The sequence below is a fragment of the Exiguobacterium sp. s102 genome, assembly GCF_018618635.1.
In the GTDB taxonomy this organism is placed as follows: Bacteria; Bacillota; Bacilli; order Exiguobacteriales; family Exiguobacteriaceae; genus Exiguobacterium_A; species Exiguobacterium_A oxidotolerans.
In genome coordinates this window covers 298312-315657 of record NZ_JACSML010000001.1, presented here as the reverse complement: position 1 = coordinate 315657, position 17346 = coordinate 298312, and the positions used below count along the sequence as shown (strand labels likewise).

At 49.0% G+C, this 17346-nt stretch carries 17 protein-coding genes and 1 riboswitch; of the genes, 1 reads left to right on the top strand and 16 read right to left on the bottom strand.

Annotated features, from left to right (window positions below):
- Window positions 1-134: 134 nt before the first annotated feature.
- From KNQ02_RS01500 to KNQ02_RS01430, 15 genes are all read right to left on the bottom strand, one after another.
- Entirely contained in the window at window positions 135-1361 is a 1227-nt protein-coding gene (locus KNQ02_RS01500) for an MDR family MFS transporter (RefSeq protein ID WP_214768802.1), read from the bottom strand.
- 72 nt (window positions 1362-1433) lie between these two features.
- Entirely contained in the window at window positions 1434-2261 is an 828-nt protein-coding gene (locus KNQ02_RS01495; protein ID WP_214768803.1) for a MetQ/NlpA family ABC transporter substrate-binding protein, read from the bottom strand.
- Between the two features lie 32 nt (window positions 2262-2293).
- Complete coding sequence (locus KNQ02_RS01490; protein ID WP_214768804.1) at window positions 2294-2959, bottom strand: methionine ABC transporter permease; 666 nt, start codon at window positions 2957-2959, stop codon at window positions 2294-2296.
- Window positions 2956-3978 carry a methionine ABC transporter ATP-binding protein gene (locus KNQ02_RS01485; RefSeq protein ID WP_214768805.1) on the bottom strand — a complete coding sequence of 341 codons (1023 nt, stop codon included), beginning with the start codon at window positions 3976-3978 and terminating at the stop codon, window positions 2956-2958. Before KNQ02_RS01485 ends, KNQ02_RS01490 begins: the two co-directional genes overlap by 4 nt.
- Before the next feature lie 78 nt (window positions 3979-4056).
- A riboswitch (SAM riboswitch) is annotated at window positions 4057-4163 on the bottom strand.
- 59 nt (window positions 4164-4222) lie between these two features.
- Window positions 4223-5389 (bottom strand): bifunctional cystathionine gamma-lyase/homocysteine desulfhydrase, encoded by a 1167-nt coding sequence (locus tag KNQ02_RS01480; RefSeq protein ID WP_088837703.1) that lies wholly within the window; start codon window positions 5387-5389, stop codon window positions 4223-4225.
- A complete protein-coding gene (locus KNQ02_RS01475; RefSeq protein WP_214769062.1) occupies window positions 5382-6305 on the bottom strand; it encodes a PLP-dependent cysteine synthase family protein in 924 nt (307 codons plus the stop codon). The genes KNQ02_RS01480 and KNQ02_RS01475 overlap by 8 nt, the downstream gene beginning before the upstream one ends.
- Complete coding sequence (locus KNQ02_RS01470; protein ID WP_088837705.1) at window positions 6302-6766, bottom strand: S-ribosylhomocysteine lyase; 465 nt, start codon at window positions 6764-6766, stop codon at window positions 6302-6304. Before KNQ02_RS01470 ends, KNQ02_RS01475 begins: the two co-directional genes overlap by 4 nt.
- A gap of 3 nt (window positions 6767-6769) precedes the next feature.
- A complete protein-coding gene (locus KNQ02_RS01465; protein WP_214768806.1) occupies window positions 6770-7408 on the bottom strand; it encodes a class I SAM-dependent methyltransferase in 639 nt (212 codons plus the stop codon).
- A 549-nt stretch (window positions 7409-7957) separates the two neighbouring features.
- The gene (locus tag KNQ02_RS01460; protein ID WP_029331290.1) at window positions 7958-8236 is read right to left on the bottom strand and encodes a thioredoxin family protein; all 279 of its coding nucleotides are present in this window, start codon (window positions 8234-8236) and stop codon (window positions 7958-7960) included.
- Between the two features lie 101 nt (window positions 8237-8337).
- Window positions 8338-8721: a glycine cleavage system protein GcvH gene (gcvH, locus tag KNQ02_RS01455; protein WP_029331292.1), complete on the bottom strand. Its 384-nt coding sequence runs from the start codon at window positions 8719-8721 to the stop codon at window positions 8338-8340.
- Window positions 8722-8785: 64 nt separating this feature from the next.
- Window positions 8786-9139, bottom strand: a complete 354-nt coding sequence (locus KNQ02_RS01450; RefSeq protein ID WP_214768808.1) for an arsenate reductase family protein — start codon at window positions 9137-9139, stop codon at window positions 8786-8788.
- Between the two features lie 35 nt (window positions 9140-9174).
- Window positions 9175-9630: a DinB family protein gene (locus tag KNQ02_RS01445; protein ID WP_214768810.1), complete on the bottom strand. Its 456-nt coding sequence runs from the start codon at window positions 9628-9630 to the stop codon at window positions 9175-9177.
- A 71-nt stretch (window positions 9631-9701) separates the two neighbouring features.
- Window positions 9702-11486, bottom strand: a complete 1785-nt coding sequence (locus KNQ02_RS01440) for an acyl-CoA dehydrogenase family protein (protein WP_088837709.1) — start codon at window positions 11484-11486, stop codon at window positions 9702-9704.
- Complete coding sequence (locus KNQ02_RS01435) at window positions 11483-12673, bottom strand: acetyl-CoA C-acetyltransferase (protein WP_214768811.1); 1191 nt, start codon at window positions 12671-12673, stop codon at window positions 11483-11485. The genes KNQ02_RS01440 and KNQ02_RS01435 overlap by 4 nt, the downstream gene beginning before the upstream one ends.
- A gap of 14 nt (window positions 12674-12687) precedes the next feature.
- Window positions 12688-15105, bottom strand: a complete 2418-nt coding sequence (locus KNQ02_RS01430; protein ID WP_214768812.1) for a 3-hydroxyacyl-CoA dehydrogenase/enoyl-CoA hydratase family protein — start codon at window positions 15103-15105, stop codon at window positions 12688-12690.
- 186 nt (window positions 15106-15291) lie between these two features.
- On the opposite strand from KNQ02_RS01430, the gene KNQ02_RS01425 reads away from it, so the two are divergent.
- Window positions 15292-15927, top strand: a complete 636-nt coding sequence (locus KNQ02_RS01425) for a class I SAM-dependent methyltransferase (RefSeq protein ID WP_214768813.1) — start codon at window positions 15292-15294, stop codon at window positions 15925-15927.
- A gap of 451 nt (window positions 15928-16378) precedes the next feature.
- Here KNQ02_RS01425 and KNQ02_RS01420 read toward each other — a convergent pair whose 3' ends face one another.
- Complete coding sequence (locus KNQ02_RS01420; RefSeq protein WP_029331301.1) at window positions 16379-17296, bottom strand: proline dehydrogenase family protein; 918 nt, start codon at window positions 17294-17296, stop codon at window positions 16379-16381.
- Window positions 17297-17346: the final 50 nt, after the last annotated feature.

The following is a 17346-nucleotide window of genomic DNA, read 5'->3' as shown; positions in this document are numbered from 1 at the left end:
TTTCGTGTCTGACGATTCAGTTCACGAGAGTTACTAATTTAGTATCATTCTAATCTTAATGAATCATACCACATTATTCAAGCGTCATCGCTCATGGTTTTTTCTCAAAATGAAGCCTTTTAGTGAGAATGACTTTAAAGTGATACGACTTCTTTCTCTTCTTCCACCTTCGTTCGTCTGTGAACCCGCTGTGACAGTAAGAGCAGTGGTATTCCGAGTAATGTCAAGAGGGCTAAGCAACCAAAAATCGGCAACGGACGATCGGCGCCAAAATAAAAAAGTAATTGTCCGCCGATGACCGGTCCGATTGACTGACCAATCGATGTTAAGCCCATCGCTCCGAAATAACTGCCCCGTAATTCCGGTTTCGCAAAACTATCGGTCAAAATATCCGTCATCGTGAACATCATCACTTCCCCGCACGTGAAGATGAACATCGCACCGATCATCAACCAGACCGTTCCGGCATTCCCCATGACGAATAAACCGAACGCGACGGTCGCAATCCCGACCGTAATCGAGACGAGCGGCGACGTCTTCATCCCGAACTTCATGATCGGGTACTGGACGATTAATACGGTCACGGCATTAATCGTGATCAATAAAGCAAACAAACTAGTCCCACCGGACAGTAACGTCGTCGTCGTCAAAAATTGCGGCAACGTCGAGTTGAACTGACTGTAGCCGAGAATCCCGAAAATGATACCGGCGAGGGCAAACGTGAAAGCGACGTCCGTTTTCAACAGTTGAACCGTTGCGCCGAACGAAACTTTTTTCCCGCCGTGACTCTCTGTGATCGGATACCGCTGAAACAGGATAAAAATCGCAATCCCGTACGCGAGATAAACAAAGGCTGTTATATAGAAGGTAATCGCTGTATTGCCGGCACTGAGCAATAACGCAATCCCCGGCCCGATCGCAGCCGCGACATTGATCATGGCGTAACGGATGTTGAAGACGAACAGTCGATTTTTTTCATCCGTCGTGTCACTGATCAGGGCGCGGGCGGATGGTTCGAAGATGGAGCGAAACACGCCGTTCAAGGCACTCAAGGTAAAGAACGCCCAAAACGTCTCGACCTGTGCCAAGGCGATGAAGACGAAAACGAAGCCGAGTGTTCCGGTCAGCATCATCGTCCGGCGCCCGTAACGGTCAGACAAGGTCCCGCCGATGAAACTCATGACAAGACTCGAGACGGCTGAAATACTGAGGACCCAGCCGACATCGACCGGGCTGAACTTCAGCACCGTCGATAAATAAATCGCAAAGAATGGCATCGTGATGAACGTCCCGAGCCGTGAGAAAAATGTTCCGAGCAGGACGCCGATCGTCAGCGGATGTAACTGTCGTAAACGGTGCACCTAGAATCCCCCTTCAACTAAAAAAATAATGCATCCTTCCATTATATAGGAAGAATGCATCATTCGAGTGAATTATTTGCTGACCGGAACGACGGCCCCTTTATATTCTTTCGTAATCCAATCCTGTGTCTTTTTCTCGTGTAAGATATCGAGCAATGCCGTCACACGCTCGTCTTTTTCATCACCTTCACGCGTGACGATGATGTTGACGTATGGTGAAGACTCATCTTCAAGGGCAATCGTGTCTTCTAACGGGTTCAAACCGTTATCAATCGCGTAGTTCGTGTTGATGAGGACAGCATCGCCTTCATTGTTTTTGTACGCTTGCGGCAAGAGTGACGCTTCGATATTCGTTTTGAACTCAATGTTCTTCGGGTTTTCCGCGATATCGCTAAGCTGAGCATCTGTCGTCTTACCGTCTTTCAACTTAATTAAGCCTTCGTTTTGGAGGAACGTCAAGACACGTCCACGCTCCGCGACGTTTGAGCTCGTCAAGATCGTTGCACCTTTCGGTAACTCGTCGAGCGACTTATATTTTTTTGAGTAAACGCCGAGCGGTTCAACGTGGACGCCGCCTGCATTTTCAAATTTATAAGATTTGTTCTCTTTTTCCTGTTGCTCAAGGTACGGAACGTGTTGGAAATAGTTCGCATCGATTTCTTTTGCAGCGAGTGCCTTGTTCGGCAACACATAATCTTGGAACTTTTTGATTTCGAGTTTGTAGCCTTTTGCTTCATACTCTTTTTGAACGTGCTCTAGGATTTCAGCATGGGGAACGTTTGAAGCACCGATGACAAGTGTCTTCGCGTCGTCTCCTGACGATTCCTCTCCGCATGCTGCAAGGCTGACGGCTAAGACGGATACGGCTGCTGTACCTACGAATTTTTTCCAAAGTTTCATGAATAATTCCTCCCAAGTTAACTAAAATAGTATTATCGTTTATCGATGGCTTTTACGAGCAGGTCACCAATAATTTGAATGATGAAGACGATGACGAGAATCAACAATGTCGCGATAGCGATGACATCGTTTTGAGAACGCTGGAATCCTTCGATATATGCCATATCCCCGAGTCCTCCACCACCGATTGCCCCGGCCATTGCCGTGTAACCGACGAGCGCGACGAGCGTAACGGTGATACCCGAGACGATTGCCGGAAGAGCTTCCGGAATCAACACTTTATAGATGATTTGGAACTTCGTCGCTCCCATTGATTCCGCTGCTTCGATGACACCTTTGTCGACTTCACGGAGTGCGAGTTCGACCATCCGCCCGTAAAACGGTGCCGCCCCAAGAATCAGTGCCGGAAGTGCTGCTGTCGGCCCTAAGAACGACCCGACGATGATGAGTGTAATCGGAATTAATAAAATCAACAAAATGATAAACGGAATTGAGCGGAAGACATTGACTAAAAAGCTGAGCACGGAATACACTGCCCGGTTCTTAAACAACAAGTCTTCATTCGTCGCGTATAACAACAGACCGATGACCAGTCCGAGAACAAATGTCGCGATTCCGGCAACAACTGTCATATAGACGGTACTGCCAGTCGCCGTCCAGACCATTTCCCAATCAAGGTCGTTAAAAAATGTACTCATCGGTGATCCACCTCCACTTCCACGTCACTCGCTTGAAGCTTCGCGATGACCGCTTGTGTTTCATGTGCCGCACCAATCAGTTGGATGAACAACGTTCCGAGTGCACCGTCTTGCGTCTGTCCGACGTTCCCGCCAATGATATTAAATAATAAGGTCGAATCTTTCATGACTTCTGCGAGGATCGGACTTTCTGCTGTCGAACCGACGAATGTCAGCTGGACGATTTTCCCTGTCGGATAGCGCTCACGAAGTTTCGCGAACGTCAACTCGTTTTCTGTAGACGACGTCAGTTGTTTGACGAATTCTTTTGTCATCGCTTGTTTCGGATGCCGGAAGACTTCTGAAACAAGACCCTGTTCGACGATTTTTCCGGCCTCCATGACGGCGACCCGGTGACAGATTTTTTGAATGACGTGCATCTCGTGTGTGATCAAGACGATCGTCAGTTTTAGTTTTTTATTGATGTCGACGAGTAACTCTAAGATCGAGTCCGTCGTTTTCGGATCAAGGGCGCTTGTCGCCTCGTCACATAATAAGACGTCCGGGTTTGATGCCAGTGCGCGGGCAATCCCGACGCGTTGTTTTTGTCCACCGGATAGTTGTGACGGATAAGCGCCTTCGCGACCGTCGAGTCCAACGAGTTGAATCAGCTCGGAGACCCGTTCTTTCCGGCGTGCTTTCGGATATCCGCCGAGTTCGAGCGGGAACATAATGTTTTCTTCGACCGTTCGTGACCAAAGCAAGTTGAAGTGCTGAAAGACCATCGAGACATTTTTCCGGACGCCGCGTAATTCTTTCGGTCGTAACGTCGTCATCTCGACACCGTCAATTTGAATCGAACCGCTTGTCGGTGCTTCTAACATGTTCAGCAGGCGAATCAAGGTTGACTTCCCTGCACCGGAATAACCAATTATTCCGAAAATTCCGCCGCGCTCAATCGTGAGATCGACGTTTGCGACAGCTTCGACTTCGCCGCGCTTCGAGCGATAAATCTTTCCTACATCCTGTAAACGAATCACTACTGTCCCTCCTAAACATAAAAAAAGTGCGCACGTTTTAGAGCAAACGCGCGCACTTTCAGTACACAAAACCATTTGCTCTCATCTTGCAGACGTTCGTCTGCTGGAATTAGCACCACTTCGGAAATAAATTCCGCGGTTGCCGGGTTTCATCGGGCCAGTCCCTCCACCACTCTTGATAAGAGTTATCGGTATTTAGTTGTTTTTAATATATTTTGAATATTAGCAGGGGTTATTTTGCTTGTCAAACAGTTTTTTCAGAAACTTTTTCGAGCAAACTGAAAGCATGCGTTAAATCTTCTTTCAAATCCTCTGCATCTTCAAGTCCGACCGAGATTCGGACGAGACCATCCGTGATGCCGAGTTCCGCCCGACGTTCTGCTGGAATCGATGCATGTGTCATCCGTGCCGGAACGGAAATCAAACTTTCGACCGCCCCTAAGCTTTCAGCAAGCGTGAAGAAGTGTGATGCTTCCACAAGTTTCTCTGCATTTGCAGCTGAACCGACATCAAAGCTGATCATCCCGCCGAAACCAGTCGCTTGTTTTTGCTGGATCGCATGACCGGGATGCGATGCAAGTCCCGGGTAGAAGATGTTCGAGACGACGTCTTGCGCTTGCAGGAAGCTGACAAGTTCATGTGCTGTCTCTTCAATCGCTTCCATCCGGATACCGAGCGTCCGTAATCCACGGACAAGCAGGAAGCTGTCTTGCGGTCCGAGAATTCCACCCGTCGAGTTTTGGATGAAGTGAAGTTCTTCGCCGAGCGTATCATCGTTGACGACGACAAGCCCTGCGACGACGTCCGAGTGTCCGCCGATGTATTTCGTTGCACTATGCAGCACGATATCTGCCCCAAGCGCGATTGGTTGTTGCAAGTATGGTGTCGCGAACGTGTTGTCGACGACGAGCTTCAAGTCGTGACGACGCGTGATGGCTGCGATCGCTTCGATGTCCGTCACTTTTAATAACGGGTTCGTCGGTGTCTCGACGTAGAGCATCTTCGTGTTGTCCTGAATCGCCGCTTCCGTCGCGCTGAGATCCGTCGTATCGACGAATGTCACTTCGATGTTGAACTTCGGTAGGACACGTTGCATCAAGCGGAACGTTCCGCCGTAGACGTCGTCCGTCATGACGATGTGGTCGCCAGACTGAAGCAGATTGAAGACAGCATGGATCGCCGCCATTCCTGATCCGAACGCGAATCCACGGACGCCTCCTTCAAGATCAGCAATCAATCGTTCGATGCTCGTCCGCGTCGGGTTTGCTGTGCGCGAGTACTCATACCCGTCTTTTAATTGACCGATTTTTTCTTGCTTATATGTGCTCGTTTGATAGATTGGCGGTGTAACGGCACCCGTTGCCTTGTCTACACCCGTTCCTCCGTGAATCAACGCTGTTTTTTTACGCATGTGTCTCGTCCACCTTTTCAAAGATTTGTTGGCTCAAATACCGTTCTGCACTGTCTGCGAAGACGGTGACAATCGTACTTCCAGGATGGCGCTGGGCGATATCGAGCGCCGCGGCGAGTGCCGCTCCTGCTGAACTGCCGACGAGTAACCCTTCACGTGCCGCCAGTTCATGGACCTTCGTAAAAGCATCCGAATCAGAAATCGTATGAATTTCATCGACCAGGTCGCGAGAAACGAGACTTGGCCATTTAGCTGTCCCGATTCCTTCTGTTTTATGCGGTCCGGCTGACCCTCCGTTGAGGACGGAGCCTTCCGGTTCGACGATTGCCCCTTTTGTCCCGAAGCGTTCTTTTAAGAAAGCCGTCGTTCCGGCAAACGTTCCACCTGATCCGCATCCGGCGACGAACCAGTCGATGTGACCGAGTTCCGCCACAAGCTCCGGACCAAGTGTCCGCTGATAAGTGACCGAATTTTCTTCGTTTTCGAATTGGAGTGGCACATAACTGTTCGGAATCGTTTGTCCGAGTTCTTTTGCCTTATCGATTGCGCCTTGCATATCGAGTTCAGTCGGCGTGTTGACGACAGTCGCGCCGAGTGCCCGCATCAACGTCTGTTTCTCTTGACTGAACTTTTCCGGGACGACACAAATGACTTGTAAGTCATATTTTTTAGCGGCGAGCGCCAAACCGATGCCGGTGTTGCCGGCAGTCGGTTCGATGATCGTTCCGCCTGGAGTCACGTACCCCTGTTCGATTGCGGCATCAACGAGTTGGATACCGAGGCGGTCTTTGACGCTGCCCCCAGGGTTCATCCATTCGAGCTTCGCCAAAATCCGCGTACCAGCAGGCAAATCGAACGAAGTAATCTCGTACAGTGGCGTATTTCCGACGAGGTCTCGGACTGACTTCGCGATCATCCGAAGACGATGTCCCATTCGTCGCGACCGGCAAGCATTTTCTCGGCATAGTGCTTCGCTCCTTTAAGGTCATGTGCGCTCGCAAACCCACATTGCGTTTCGTTTTGTGCCGGAATCACTTCAGCCGCTAAGACGTCGTTCAGTGTCTTCTCGACCAGTTCACTCATTTTTTCGACTGAGTCAAAGTTCATCATCGCCATGTAGAAACCAGTTTGGCAGCCCATTGGCGAAACATCGATGACGTCGTCCGAATAGTTGCGGATGTTTTCAGCAAGTAAATGTTCGAGTGTGTGCATCGCACGCATCGGCATTTGCTCGACGTTCGGTTGTGTGAAACGAATATCATATTTGACGACTTGGTCGACTTTACCTTCTTTATAGCCTGCTACACGAATATATGGTGCTTTGACTTTCGTATGGTCCAAGTTAAAGCTTTCTACGTTCATTTTTTTGATTGTCATGATTTATTCCCCCATTTTCTCGGCTTCTACGAGCCAGACGAAGTGATTGTATTGTGTGAATGTCACGTCAAATCCGCGTGACGTAAAAATCTGTTCCATGACTGGAATCAGTGGATAAAATTCGCGTTCTAAATCTTCTGCAAGGTTGTCAAACCCTTGAGTTTTTGCTTCTGCAATCGTTTCTAGACGTGCTGCCTCAGAAACGAACATCGTATCGGCATAGACGATTTTTCCGTCTGCCGGTAAAATCGCTGCCATCAAATCGACGGCCTGTCCTTTTTCTTCATCCGTCAAATGATGAAACGCATAAGTCGAGACAAAACTTTTTGCCTCTGCTGCTTCAAACGATAAGAAATGACCATCTTGAACAGCCAGCGCCGGAATTTTATTGATTAAGATGTCGCGCATTTCCGGACTTGGTTCAATCGCCAGCACCTGCTCATGACGCGCAAGCAAACGTTGCGTCAAGTTGCCTGTTCCTGCGCCAAATTCGGCAACAGGTGACATCGCTTTTTCAGCGACCGTCTCTAATATTTCGTCATAACGGCGAAAGACTTCTTTGTACTCCGGATCTTGCCCCGTTACTGTGTCGTCGTAAGATGACGCCCACTCTGTAAATACATCCATGAAACGTACTGTCATGCCTTTTCGTCCTCCGCATCCCGCTTTTAATTCCGACTAATCGGATATGAATTAAAGTATTTTTCCTTAATCGCATTGTAGCAGGGACAATTCTGATTAGCAAGGCGACAGCTTCAAAATCTTTCGGAAACAAAAAAAAGGCGTTGCCGGAGAACCGACAACACGAATAATGTGGTTAGAAATGCAACGAAGGAAAACCCAGCTCTGATGCGAACTTCTTCGTTCGTCACATCAGAGGACGGCGCCCTTTCGAACTATAAAAGCAAGATGTCACAGTAGTCAGATCGACCATTCGAATCCACCACCTCTTTTTTGAACCGCTTCGTCTTTGGGGGACGACTTAAGGGGAAACAGAAAAAAAGATTTAGGATGTCATTGAATGGTTCTAAATACGAGAAACATCAGGTTCTATACCTCTGCCAGACTTCCTATAAAAGCATTTCTAGAAGTTGATATGAATATACCATTCATAAATTGTCATTGTCAATGAATTATTGTAAATATTCCGACAATTTAACATAAAGAAAAATCATCCTATGATTTTTCTTGTTATTCTGCACAAAACGCAAAGACATTTTGGACGTTTTGGAACGCATATAACCGCTCTACGACTTGATGATCCTTTACTTTGAGCAATGCCGGCACACTCATGACTTGCGCCTGCTCTAGAAATTCAGGAATGAAATTTCCATTCGCTTTTTGGATCCATTCCTCGTCTTTCGTCGCTTCGACGATGTCGAGCATCCGACTGGCGATGGCACATGTGCCGCACATCGGTGCATAGACATACAACAACCCGTTTGCCGGTACTTCTGTTACTTCCTTCATCTTGACCCCTCCTGTTATCCCGTGCTTCTGAAGCCAGTATACAAAAAAAAGGACAGCGATGAAACGAAATCGTTTCACCCCTGTCCGTCTTACCTTAAGTATTACTCGTTAATCATTGATTTGTATGCCGCAGCATCCATCAATGCTTCAACTTGTGACTCATCTTCTAGCTCGATATCAACCATCCATGCACCTTCAAATGGTGATTCGTTAACGAGTTCTGGGGAATCCGAGAGTGATTCATTGATTGCAACGACTTTCCCTGAAATCGGTGCGTACAACTCTGAAACCGTCTTGACCGATTCAACCGAACCGAATGGCTCGTTGATTGAGATCGTATCTCCGACTTCTGGAAGCTCAACGAACACGATATCACCGAGTTCGTGCTGTGCGAAATCCGTGATTCCGATTCGTGCTTTGTTGCCTGTTACTTCGACCCATTCATGCTCTTCCGAATACCGTAGATTGTCTTTGACTTGACTCATTTGCGATTCCCCCTGTGTTCTATAGTGGACTAACGGTTTTAGTATACCAAATTCAATCGGCTTCTTAATACCATTTTCCTTGATACATCTCTTCTTTAAATCCAAGTGTGACATCTGTCCCGTCCGTGACGATTGGACGTTTCAACAGCATGCCGTCACTTGCGAGCAAAGCATACTGCTCTTCTTCCGACAAGTCGGGTAAACGATCTTTCAGACCAGCCGCACGATAGGATTGACCACTCGTGTTAAAGAATTTTTTCAGCGGTTCGCCACTTTTTTGATGGAGTTCGCGAATCGTCGCGGCACTTGGTGTCTCGTTGACGATGTGTTTGTAATCGACTTCGACGCCGTTGTTTTCAAGCGCCTTCTTCGCTTTGACACATGTACTGCACTTTGGATAGCCATACATCGTTACCATATTTCATCACCTCACCTTTAAGACTAGCAGATGGATCAGTGTTCCTTCAAGCGCGCGAGTGCCGCATCAATTTGATCTTGATGATGGTGATCGTGGGCGATGAACGACGCGACGAACTCACGGGGACAAAAGCGCCCTTCATACGTCTGTTCATACTGCGCGTCCGTCAACCGTCCGAGTTGCGTCACGAGTTCGCTTCGAACCGCGATTGCTTTTTTCAGTAACGTCAGTGCGTCGACATGATGCGCATATTCGACCGCTAACCGGTTGAACTCATCAAAGTCCGTCTCGACTAACGTCAGTCGATCGTCAGGGAGCTTCGCGACAGCATGATCGAGGTAATACCGGTCCCACAGGAACAAATGGCCGACACACTCCTGTACCGTCCATTTATCGATCGCGAGCGGCGACTGCCACTCTTCATCCGATAAACGCTCGAGCGATTTGTAGTAGTCGACTGCAAACTGAAGTTCTTTTACATCTTTACGCATCGCTATTCCCTCCTCAAAAAAATTCGCCTTTACAGAGATTTTCCCTGCAAAGGCGAACTCGTAAACCTGACTTAGACGAGATATTTGTTAGCTTCAATCAAACGTTTCGCAATCGCACGTTTCGTGCCGATTGAGTTGATTGGTTGGTAACGGCTGAATTTCTTCAGTGCCGACAGCAACATCCGTAACTCGTCTCCACTTGCTGCTGCGTAGAGTGTTTCTTTCGCGTCACGTTCAACACCTTCGAATGCCTGTTGGGCGAAGACTTCCGTATAACGGATTTTGAGTTCGCTCTTCTCAGCGCCTTTTGAAGCGATCGCTTTTTCCGTCCGGACGATGGCTGACTCGAGCGCATAGATTGCACTCATGATATCGGCCGTGTTCGCGAGAATTTCCTGTTCGCCTTGTAACTTATCTTGATATTTCTGAACAGCCGTTCCAGCCGTCAATAAGAAGATCTTTTTCATCATCGCGAGCAGGTGACGTTCCCGGTCGAGCGGTTCTGTTCCGACTTCTGTCGGCATGAAGCTCATGACTTCCTGTTGGAGGCGCTGCGCTTCCGCTAAGAGTGGTAACTCGCCTTTCATCGCTTTCTTCAAGAGCGTACCTGGTACAAGCAGACGGTTGATTTCGTTTGTTCCTTCGAAGATCCGGTTGATCCGTGAATCACGGTACATGTTTTCGACTTCATATTCCGCCATGAAACCATATCCGCCGTGGATTTGAACCGCCTCATCGATGACATAATCAAATGTCTCGGACGCAAAGACTTTGTTCATCGAACATTCAATCGCGTACTCGGCAATCGAATCAGCGACGCGTTTGCCATCTTTGCTTTCTTCTTCCGACAGCTGATCGAGACTATCTTGGAAGAGACCGCCTGTCCGGTAAACTGAGCTTTCCATCGCATACGTTTGGGCTGACATCGTCGCCAGTTTCTCTTGAATCAATGGGAATGAGCTGATCGGTGTTTTGAATTGTTTCCGTTCGTTCGCATACTGAACGGCGAGATCAATCGCGCGTTTTGATGAACCGACGGCACCGACAGCGAGTTTGTAACGCCCGACGTTCAAGATGTTAAAGGCGATGACGTGCCCGCGGCCGATTTCACCGAGGACGTTTTCGACCGGTACTTCCGCATCTTCTAAAATCAATGTCCGTGTCGATGACCCTTTGATGCCCATTTTTTGCTCTTCCAGACCTGTCGAGACGCCCGGGTACTCACCCTCGACGAGGAATGCCGTGAATTTATCGCCATCGATTTTCGCATAGACGACGAACAGACTGGCGAAACCGGCATTCGTGATCCATTGTTTTTCACCGTTCAAGATGTAGTGTGTCCCGGCTTCGTTCAAGACAGCTGTCGTCTTCGCACCGAGTGCATCTGACCCCGAGCCCGGTTCTGTCAATGCGTATGACGCGATCCACTCACCTGACGAGAGTTTTGGCAAGTATTTTTGTTTTTGCTCTTCGTTTCCGAAGAAGACGATTGGCAGTGAACCGATTCCGACGTGTGCCCCGTAGCTGAGGGCGAATGAACGACCACGTGCGAATTTTTCTGTGATGATCGAAGACGAGATTTTATCCATTTGGTAACCGCCATATTCTTCCGGAACGTCTGCCCCGAGAAGACCGAGCTCGCCTGCTTCACGCAAGAGACCGACTGAAAGTTCGAACTCATGTTTTTCGATCCGGTCAAGCACCGGAACGACACGATCTTCGACGAATTTCGCCGTCATGTCACCGACCATTTTATGTTCTTCTGAAAAATCCTCCGGTGTAAAGAGACGCTCTGCTTTTAATTCATCCAGTACAAAACTTCCACCTTTAATCAATTCGTTTGTCGTTTGGCTCATTGTCCTGTTCCTCCTTCAACTAATTCGAATACACCGGCAGCACCCATGCCGCCGCCAATACACATCGAGACGACACCATATTTCGCGTTGCGGCGTTTCATTTCATGCAAGAGTGATAATGTCAGTTTTGTTCCCGTACAGCCGAGTGGATGACCGAGTGCGATTGCTCCCCCGTTGACGTTGACGATGTCTTCGTTGAGACCGAGCTCACGGATGACACCAAGGGATTGAGAAGCGAATGCTTCATTCAATTCAATCAAGCCGACCTCTTCGAGTGTGATTCCTGCGAGTTCAAGGGCTTTCGGAATCGCGACGACGGGTCCGATTCCCATGACTTCCGGACGGACACCGCCGACGGCAAACGACTTGAACTTCCCGAGAATCGGCAGCCCTTGACGCTCTGCTTCCTCACGCTCCATCACGAGTACGGCTGCTGCCCCGTCTGATGTTTGTGACGAGTTCCCGGCCGTGACACTGCCACCAAGCCGGAAGACCGGACGGAGTTTTGCCAAGCCTTCTTTTGAAGAATCTGCCCGAACCCCTTCGTCATGCTGGACGACCCAGGATTTTTCTTCGACCTTCATGTCATCGTTGACGACGTATTCCGTCACCGTGACGGGGACGATTTCATCCGTGAACTTACCGGCTGCGATCGCGGCTGCCGCTTTTTGATGACTGCGTAAGGCAAAGGCATCTTGATCTTCACGTGAGACGTGATACGTCGCTGCGACTTGCTCTGCCGTATGCCCCATGCTCATATAATATTCAGGTTCCGATTCGATGATTGACGGGTTCGGACGAACGACGTGTCCCGGCATCGGGATTTGACTCATCGACTCGAGACCGCCGGCGATGACTGCCTTCGCTTGACCGGTCATGATTTTCATCGACGCATCGGCGATCGATTGCAGACCTGACGAGCAGTAGCGGTTGATTGTGATGGCCGGTACTTCGTGTGACAAGCCGCCAAGGACGGACGCGTAGCGGGCGATGTTCATCCCTTGCTCTGCTTCCGGAAGAGCACAACCGAGAATGACATCATCGATTGTTCCCTCATATTTCGAACGCTTCAACGTTTCCTTAATCGCGATTCCTGCGAGTTCATCAGAACGCATCGCTTTAAATGACCCTTTTTTTGCTTTACCGACTGGTGTCCGCGCACCAGCGACGATTACTGCTTCTTTCATTCGAATCCCCCCAGTCAGTTACGAAGCGGCTTGCCTTTGACAAGCATATGCTGCATCCGTTGTTGTGTTTTCATCTCACCGATCAAGCTCAAGAACGCTTCCCGTTCAAGGTCGAGCATGTATTGCTCATCGACGTGTGTGCCGAACGCAACGTTTCCGCCCGCGATGACATGCGCTAACTTGTTCGCGATTTTCAAGTCATGCTCCGAGACATAACCGCCATAGAACATTTCCCGCGTTGCCAGCTCAAGCGTCGCTTTCCCTGTCCGTCCGACGACAGGAATCAAGGATTTAGCAGGTGGTGTATAGCCTGTCCGGTCGAGCTCGAGGACAAGTTGTTTCGCATCATACGTCAAGTGATCCCGGTTCATCGAAATCTGGTCGACAGAGCGGATATAGCCGAGTTCGCGTGCTTCGAACGCTGATTTCGAGACTTTTGCCATCGCGACGTTTTCAAATGTCTTTTGCGCTGCTTTTTCGATATTGACTAAACCATCCGGCGTATTTTCAAGTAAACGACGGTACGTGTTGACGTTTCCGCCACCACCTGGAATCAAGCCGACACCAACTTCGACGAGCCCCATGTAAGTCTCGAGTCCTGCTTGCAGGCGAGCTGCCGGAAGTGAAATCTCCGTTCCGCCACCGAGCGTCATCCCTTGTGGTGCTGCGACGACCGGGCGTGACGCGTAACGAATCTTTTGAATCGATTGCTGGAATTTATTGATGATCCAGTCTAGCTCGAACCAGTTTTCATCTTCTGCTTCCATCAGCATCATCGCGAGGTTCGCACCGACACAGAAGTTTTTACCATCGTTCGCGATGACGAGTCCACGGTGATTTTTTTCGACTAAGTCAATCGATTGTTCAATCATCTGCATGATGTCGACGCCGATTGCATTACTCTTCGACGTAAACTCAAGAACTGCTACGTCATCTCCGACATCGAGTAAACGGGCCCCGTTGTTCTCAAGCAAGACGCCGTTCGACTTGCGGACGTCACGTAAGCGGATTTCTTTCGGGTTCTGTTCACTGCCGACATACGTTTTGCTCGTCGCATCATAATGCTGACCATTTTCGTTGTAGAAACTTGTGTTGCCTGACGCAAGCATCTCGTCGACCCATGCCGGGACGTCGTAACCATCCTGCTTCATTTTCGCGACGGTCTTTTCGACACCGAGTGCGTCCCATGTCTCGAATGGTCCCATCTTCCAACCGAAGCCCCATTTCATCGCTTCATCGATTGCTTTGATGTCATCCGCGATTTCATGTGTCAGTTGTGCCGAGTAGAGCAGTGTCTTCGCATGGATCGGCCAGAGGAGTGCACCGACACGGTCTTTTGCAAAAACAACGGCTTTCAATTTATTTTTGGCGCCAGGAAGAGCTTTCGCCTGACCGATCGACGGTTCAGTAAGCGCTTTCTTTTCAACGTATTCAAATGAGTTCACATCGAGTTCAAGGATTTGTTTCCCGACTTTCTTATAGAAACCTTGTCCTGATTTAGCACCGAGCGAACCTTCTGCGACGAGTCGCTTCATTTCCGCCGGTACTTCAAACGTATCTTTTTCAGGACCTTCCGGTAACAGGTCATAGACGTTGTTCGCTACATGGACGAACGTATCGATTCCGACGACGTCAAGCGTCCGGAATGTCGCTGAGCTCGGACGACCGAGTAACGGTCCCGTCACGGAGTCGACTTCTCCGATCGTATAGCCGCCTTTTTTCATCTCTTCCATCGTCACGAGCAGACCATATGTCCCGATCCGGTTGCCGATGAAGTTCGGTGTGTCCTTCGCGATGACGACACCTTTTCCAAGACGCTCTTCCGCGAATTGTTTCATGAAGCGGACGACTTCCGGATGCGTGTCCGTCGTCGGAATCAATTCGAGTAGCTTGAGGTAACGTGGTGGGTTAAAGAAGTGTGTGCCAAGGAAACGTGAATTAAATGATGCCGATCGTCCTTCACGCATCGCTTCGATCGAAATCCCTGACGTATTCGAGCTGACGATCGCATCTTCACGGAGGAACGGTTCAATCGTCGCGAACAATTGTTGTTTAACATCCAAACGTTCAACGATGACTTCGACGATCCAGTCCGCTTCCTTCAAGCGTTCGAGGTCGTCTTCGAGATTACCGACTTCGATTAAGTCGATCAACGACTTTGAAGCGAGCGGTGCCGGATTTTGTTTCAGCAACTTTTGACGGTTTTCCCGTGCGATCCGGTTTCGGACGGCTCTGTCCGATAACGTAAGTCCTTGTTTTTCTTCCTGTGCCGTAAGTTCTTTTGGTACGATATCAAGCATCAATGTCCGAATTCCCGCATTCGCGAGGTGTGCCGCGATTCCTGCACCCATGACCCCTGAACCGATGATGACGGCGAATTGAATATGTTTCGTCAATTTAAGTGTGGTCGGCTGACCGATCTGACTCGCCATGATATACCCCCTGATTCGTAATTGAATGAACAACCATTCATTATTCTGACAAAAAAAGAAGCCCATCAATCTTTCCCCTGCTTCTTCTACCTCTCCATCATAAATGAATAATGATTCAGTAGCAATAAAAAAACACGTTTTGGTCAAATTTTCCTGTTAGACTAAAAGAAACAAGGGGGAGATGTCATGAAACAGACGGAACAGCTGTGGGATCAGAAGGCAACGGACTGGGCGGAACGCTCGGAAATGATGTGGACACAAGGGAGTCGTAAAACGATTATTCCTTTCCTAAAGTCGGTCATCACCGCTGGCAAGATGCTTGATTTAGGCTGTGGCGACGGAGCGGCCTGCCGCTTGCTTACTGACTCTTTTCAAATGACAGGACTTGATTTATCGGAAGAAATGATTCGGATTGCCCGCGACAAATCACCGACCCTCGACTTTGTCGTCGGCACCGGTGAAGCGTTACCGTTTGTAGATGATGCATTTGACGCCGTCCTCGCCGTCAACTCACTCGAGTGGTCGACGCGTCCGCTCGCAGTCCTTCAGGAAATCGAGCGGGTTGCACCAATTGTCGTCATCAGTCTGCTCGGACCGACAGCAGCACCACGGGCTTTAGCCTATCGTCGGCTGTACGGGGAAGATGCACCGATGGGCAATACGATGATGCCGTGGGAACTCGTCCAACTGGCAGAAGAACGTGGTTGGACATTGCTCGACGAAGCAGTCATTCAAAAAGAAGGGGCTGTGTTGACCGGTCACCGGTTACTCGATCAAGCGCATGCGTTTTCGTGTTTGTTTGCGTTTCGGACACGAAATTAAAGAAAATCGGGTCTCTATAACAGACGTATGTCCACCCGCTTTTCTCGGGCGGGACGCAAGCCGCGCCCATCTAACGATGATCGGGTCTTGCCTGTCCCTGACGGAAGCTACGCTTCCTTTTCCCGTAGAAGTCGAGTGGACACGTCTGTTTGCTGATAACCCATTCAACATAATCGTTCATCTGCTGACACGTATCAAGTAGAAAAAATCACTCGATTCATGCAACTCCTACAGGAAAAAGCGCATTTTTTTGCGCTGACAGAGACAAACAAGACCCGACTTGCGAATAGCAAAGTCTGGCTTGTGTCTCGCCTGAGGAAAGTGCATGAATAACGAGTGATTTCTTTTGAGTCTCCCAGCCAGATTAGCTACGAAAAGCACAGGGATAGAAAAAAATTCAAACAATAAAACAAAAAGATGAAGCCATGACAGCTCCATCCCTATTTTTCGATTACCCTTTGACCATTCCTTTAAGGACGAACGCGACGTTTGCCGGACGTTCTGCTAAACGGCGCATGAAGTAACCGTACCAGTCACGGCCATACGGGACGTAGACACGGACTTTATAACCGAGCTTCACGAGCTCAAGCTGACGTTCGACGCGGATGCCGTACAGCATCTGGAATTCGAACTTATCATTTCCGATTCCATTTTCCTTCGCGTAGCGAATGATTTGTTCAATCATCGCGTCGTCATGCGTCGCGACCGCAGCATAATTTCCGAGTGACAATTGAAGTTTTACGAGTTTGATGTAGTTGTGGTCGACATCTTCTTTTTCCGGGAAGGCGACCGTCGCCGGCTCCTTGTATGCCCCTTTGACGATGCGGAGGTTCGTTTCAAACCGTCCGACCCGTTTGATGTCGTCTTCTGAACGATAGAGGTAAGACTGAATGACGGTACCAATGTTATCAAACGACTGACGCAACTCTTCAAACAATTGAATCGTTTTTTCACAACGTGGTTCATCTTCCATGTCGATGGTCACGAATACGCCAAGCTCTTTCGCCCGTGTCAGAATCCGTTCCATGTTCGATCGAATTAATTGATCTGAAATATCAAGGCCAAGTGACGTTAACTTTAGTGAAAGTTGCGAGTCTAATTTCTCTTCCGCAATCATTTCGACGGCGCGGATACACTCTTGCGTCATCATCTCCGCTTCGGCTCCAGTCGAGATGAACTCACCGAGGTGATCCATCGTCACACATAATCCTTTTGCATTCAAATCTTGAATCGCCCGTTTCGATGCTTCGAGTGAATCCCCCGCCACGAAGCGACCAGCCCCAAACTTCAGACCATATCGTTTCGCTAATCCATTCAATGTCTTATTCTGCGATAAGAAGATAAAACCATCCCGTAGTACTCGTTCCATCACTCATTATTCCCCCTAAATAAATGCTAGGCTGTTTTACCGTATCGGTT

Bases quoted from the DNA above. Each gene is read 5' to 3' on its own strand.
- KNQ02_RS01445 (WP_214768810.1), bottom strand. From the start codon at position 9,630: ATGCGTAAAGATGTAAAAGAACTTCAGTTTGCAGTCGACTACTACAAA.
- KNQ02_RS01435 (WP_214768811.1), bottom strand. From the start codon at position 12,673: ATGAAAGAAGCAGTAATCGTCGCTGGTGCGCGGACACCAGTCGGTAAA.
- KNQ02_RS01480 (WP_088837703.1), bottom strand. From the start codon at position 5,389: ATGCGTAAAAAAACAGCGTTGATTCACGGAGGAACGGGTGTAGACAAG.
- KNQ02_RS01495 (WP_214768803.1), bottom strand. From the start codon at position 2,261: ATGAAACTTTGGAAAAAATTCGTAGGTACAGCAGCCGTATCCGTCTTA.
- KNQ02_RS01430 (WP_214768812.1), bottom strand. From the start codon at position 15,105: ATGGCGAGTCAGATCGGTCAGCCGACCACACTTAAATTGACGAAACAT.
- gcvH (WP_029331292.1), bottom strand. From the start codon at position 8,721: ATGAGTCAAGTCAAAGACAATCTACGGTATTCGGAAGAGCATGAATGG.
- KNQ02_RS01475 (WP_214769062.1), bottom strand. From the start codon at position 6,305: ATGATCGCGAAGTCAGTCCGAGACCTCGTCGGAAATACGCCACTGTAC.
- KNQ02_RS01465 (WP_214768806.1), bottom strand. From the start codon at position 7,408: ATGACAGTACGTTTCATGGATGTATTTACAGAGTGGGCGTCATCTTAC.
- KNQ02_RS01490 (WP_214768804.1), bottom strand. From the start codon at position 2,959: ATGAGTACATTTTTTAACGACCTTGATTGGGAAATGGTCTGGACGGCG.
- KNQ02_RS01425 (WP_214768813.1), top strand. From the start codon at position 15,292: ATGAAACAGACGGAACAGCTGTGGGATCAGAAGGCAACGGACTGGGCG.
- KNQ02_RS01420 (WP_029331301.1), bottom strand. From the start codon at position 17,296: ATGGAACGAGTACTACGGGATGGTTTTATCTTCTTATCGCAGAATAAG.
- KNQ02_RS01470 (WP_088837705.1), bottom strand. From the start codon at position 6,766: ATGACAATCAAAAAAATGAACGTAGAAAGCTTTAACTTGGACCATACG.
- KNQ02_RS01440 (WP_088837709.1), bottom strand. From the start codon at position 11,486: ATGAGCCAAACGACAAACGAATTGATTAAAGGTGGAAGTTTTGTACTG.
- KNQ02_RS01450 (WP_214768808.1), bottom strand. From the start codon at position 9,139: ATGGTAACGATGTATGGCTATCCAAAGTGCAGTACATGTGTCAAAGCG.
- KNQ02_RS01460 (WP_029331290.1), bottom strand. From the start codon at position 8,236: ATGAAGGAAGTAACAGAAGTACCGGCAAACGGGTTGTTGTATGTCTAT.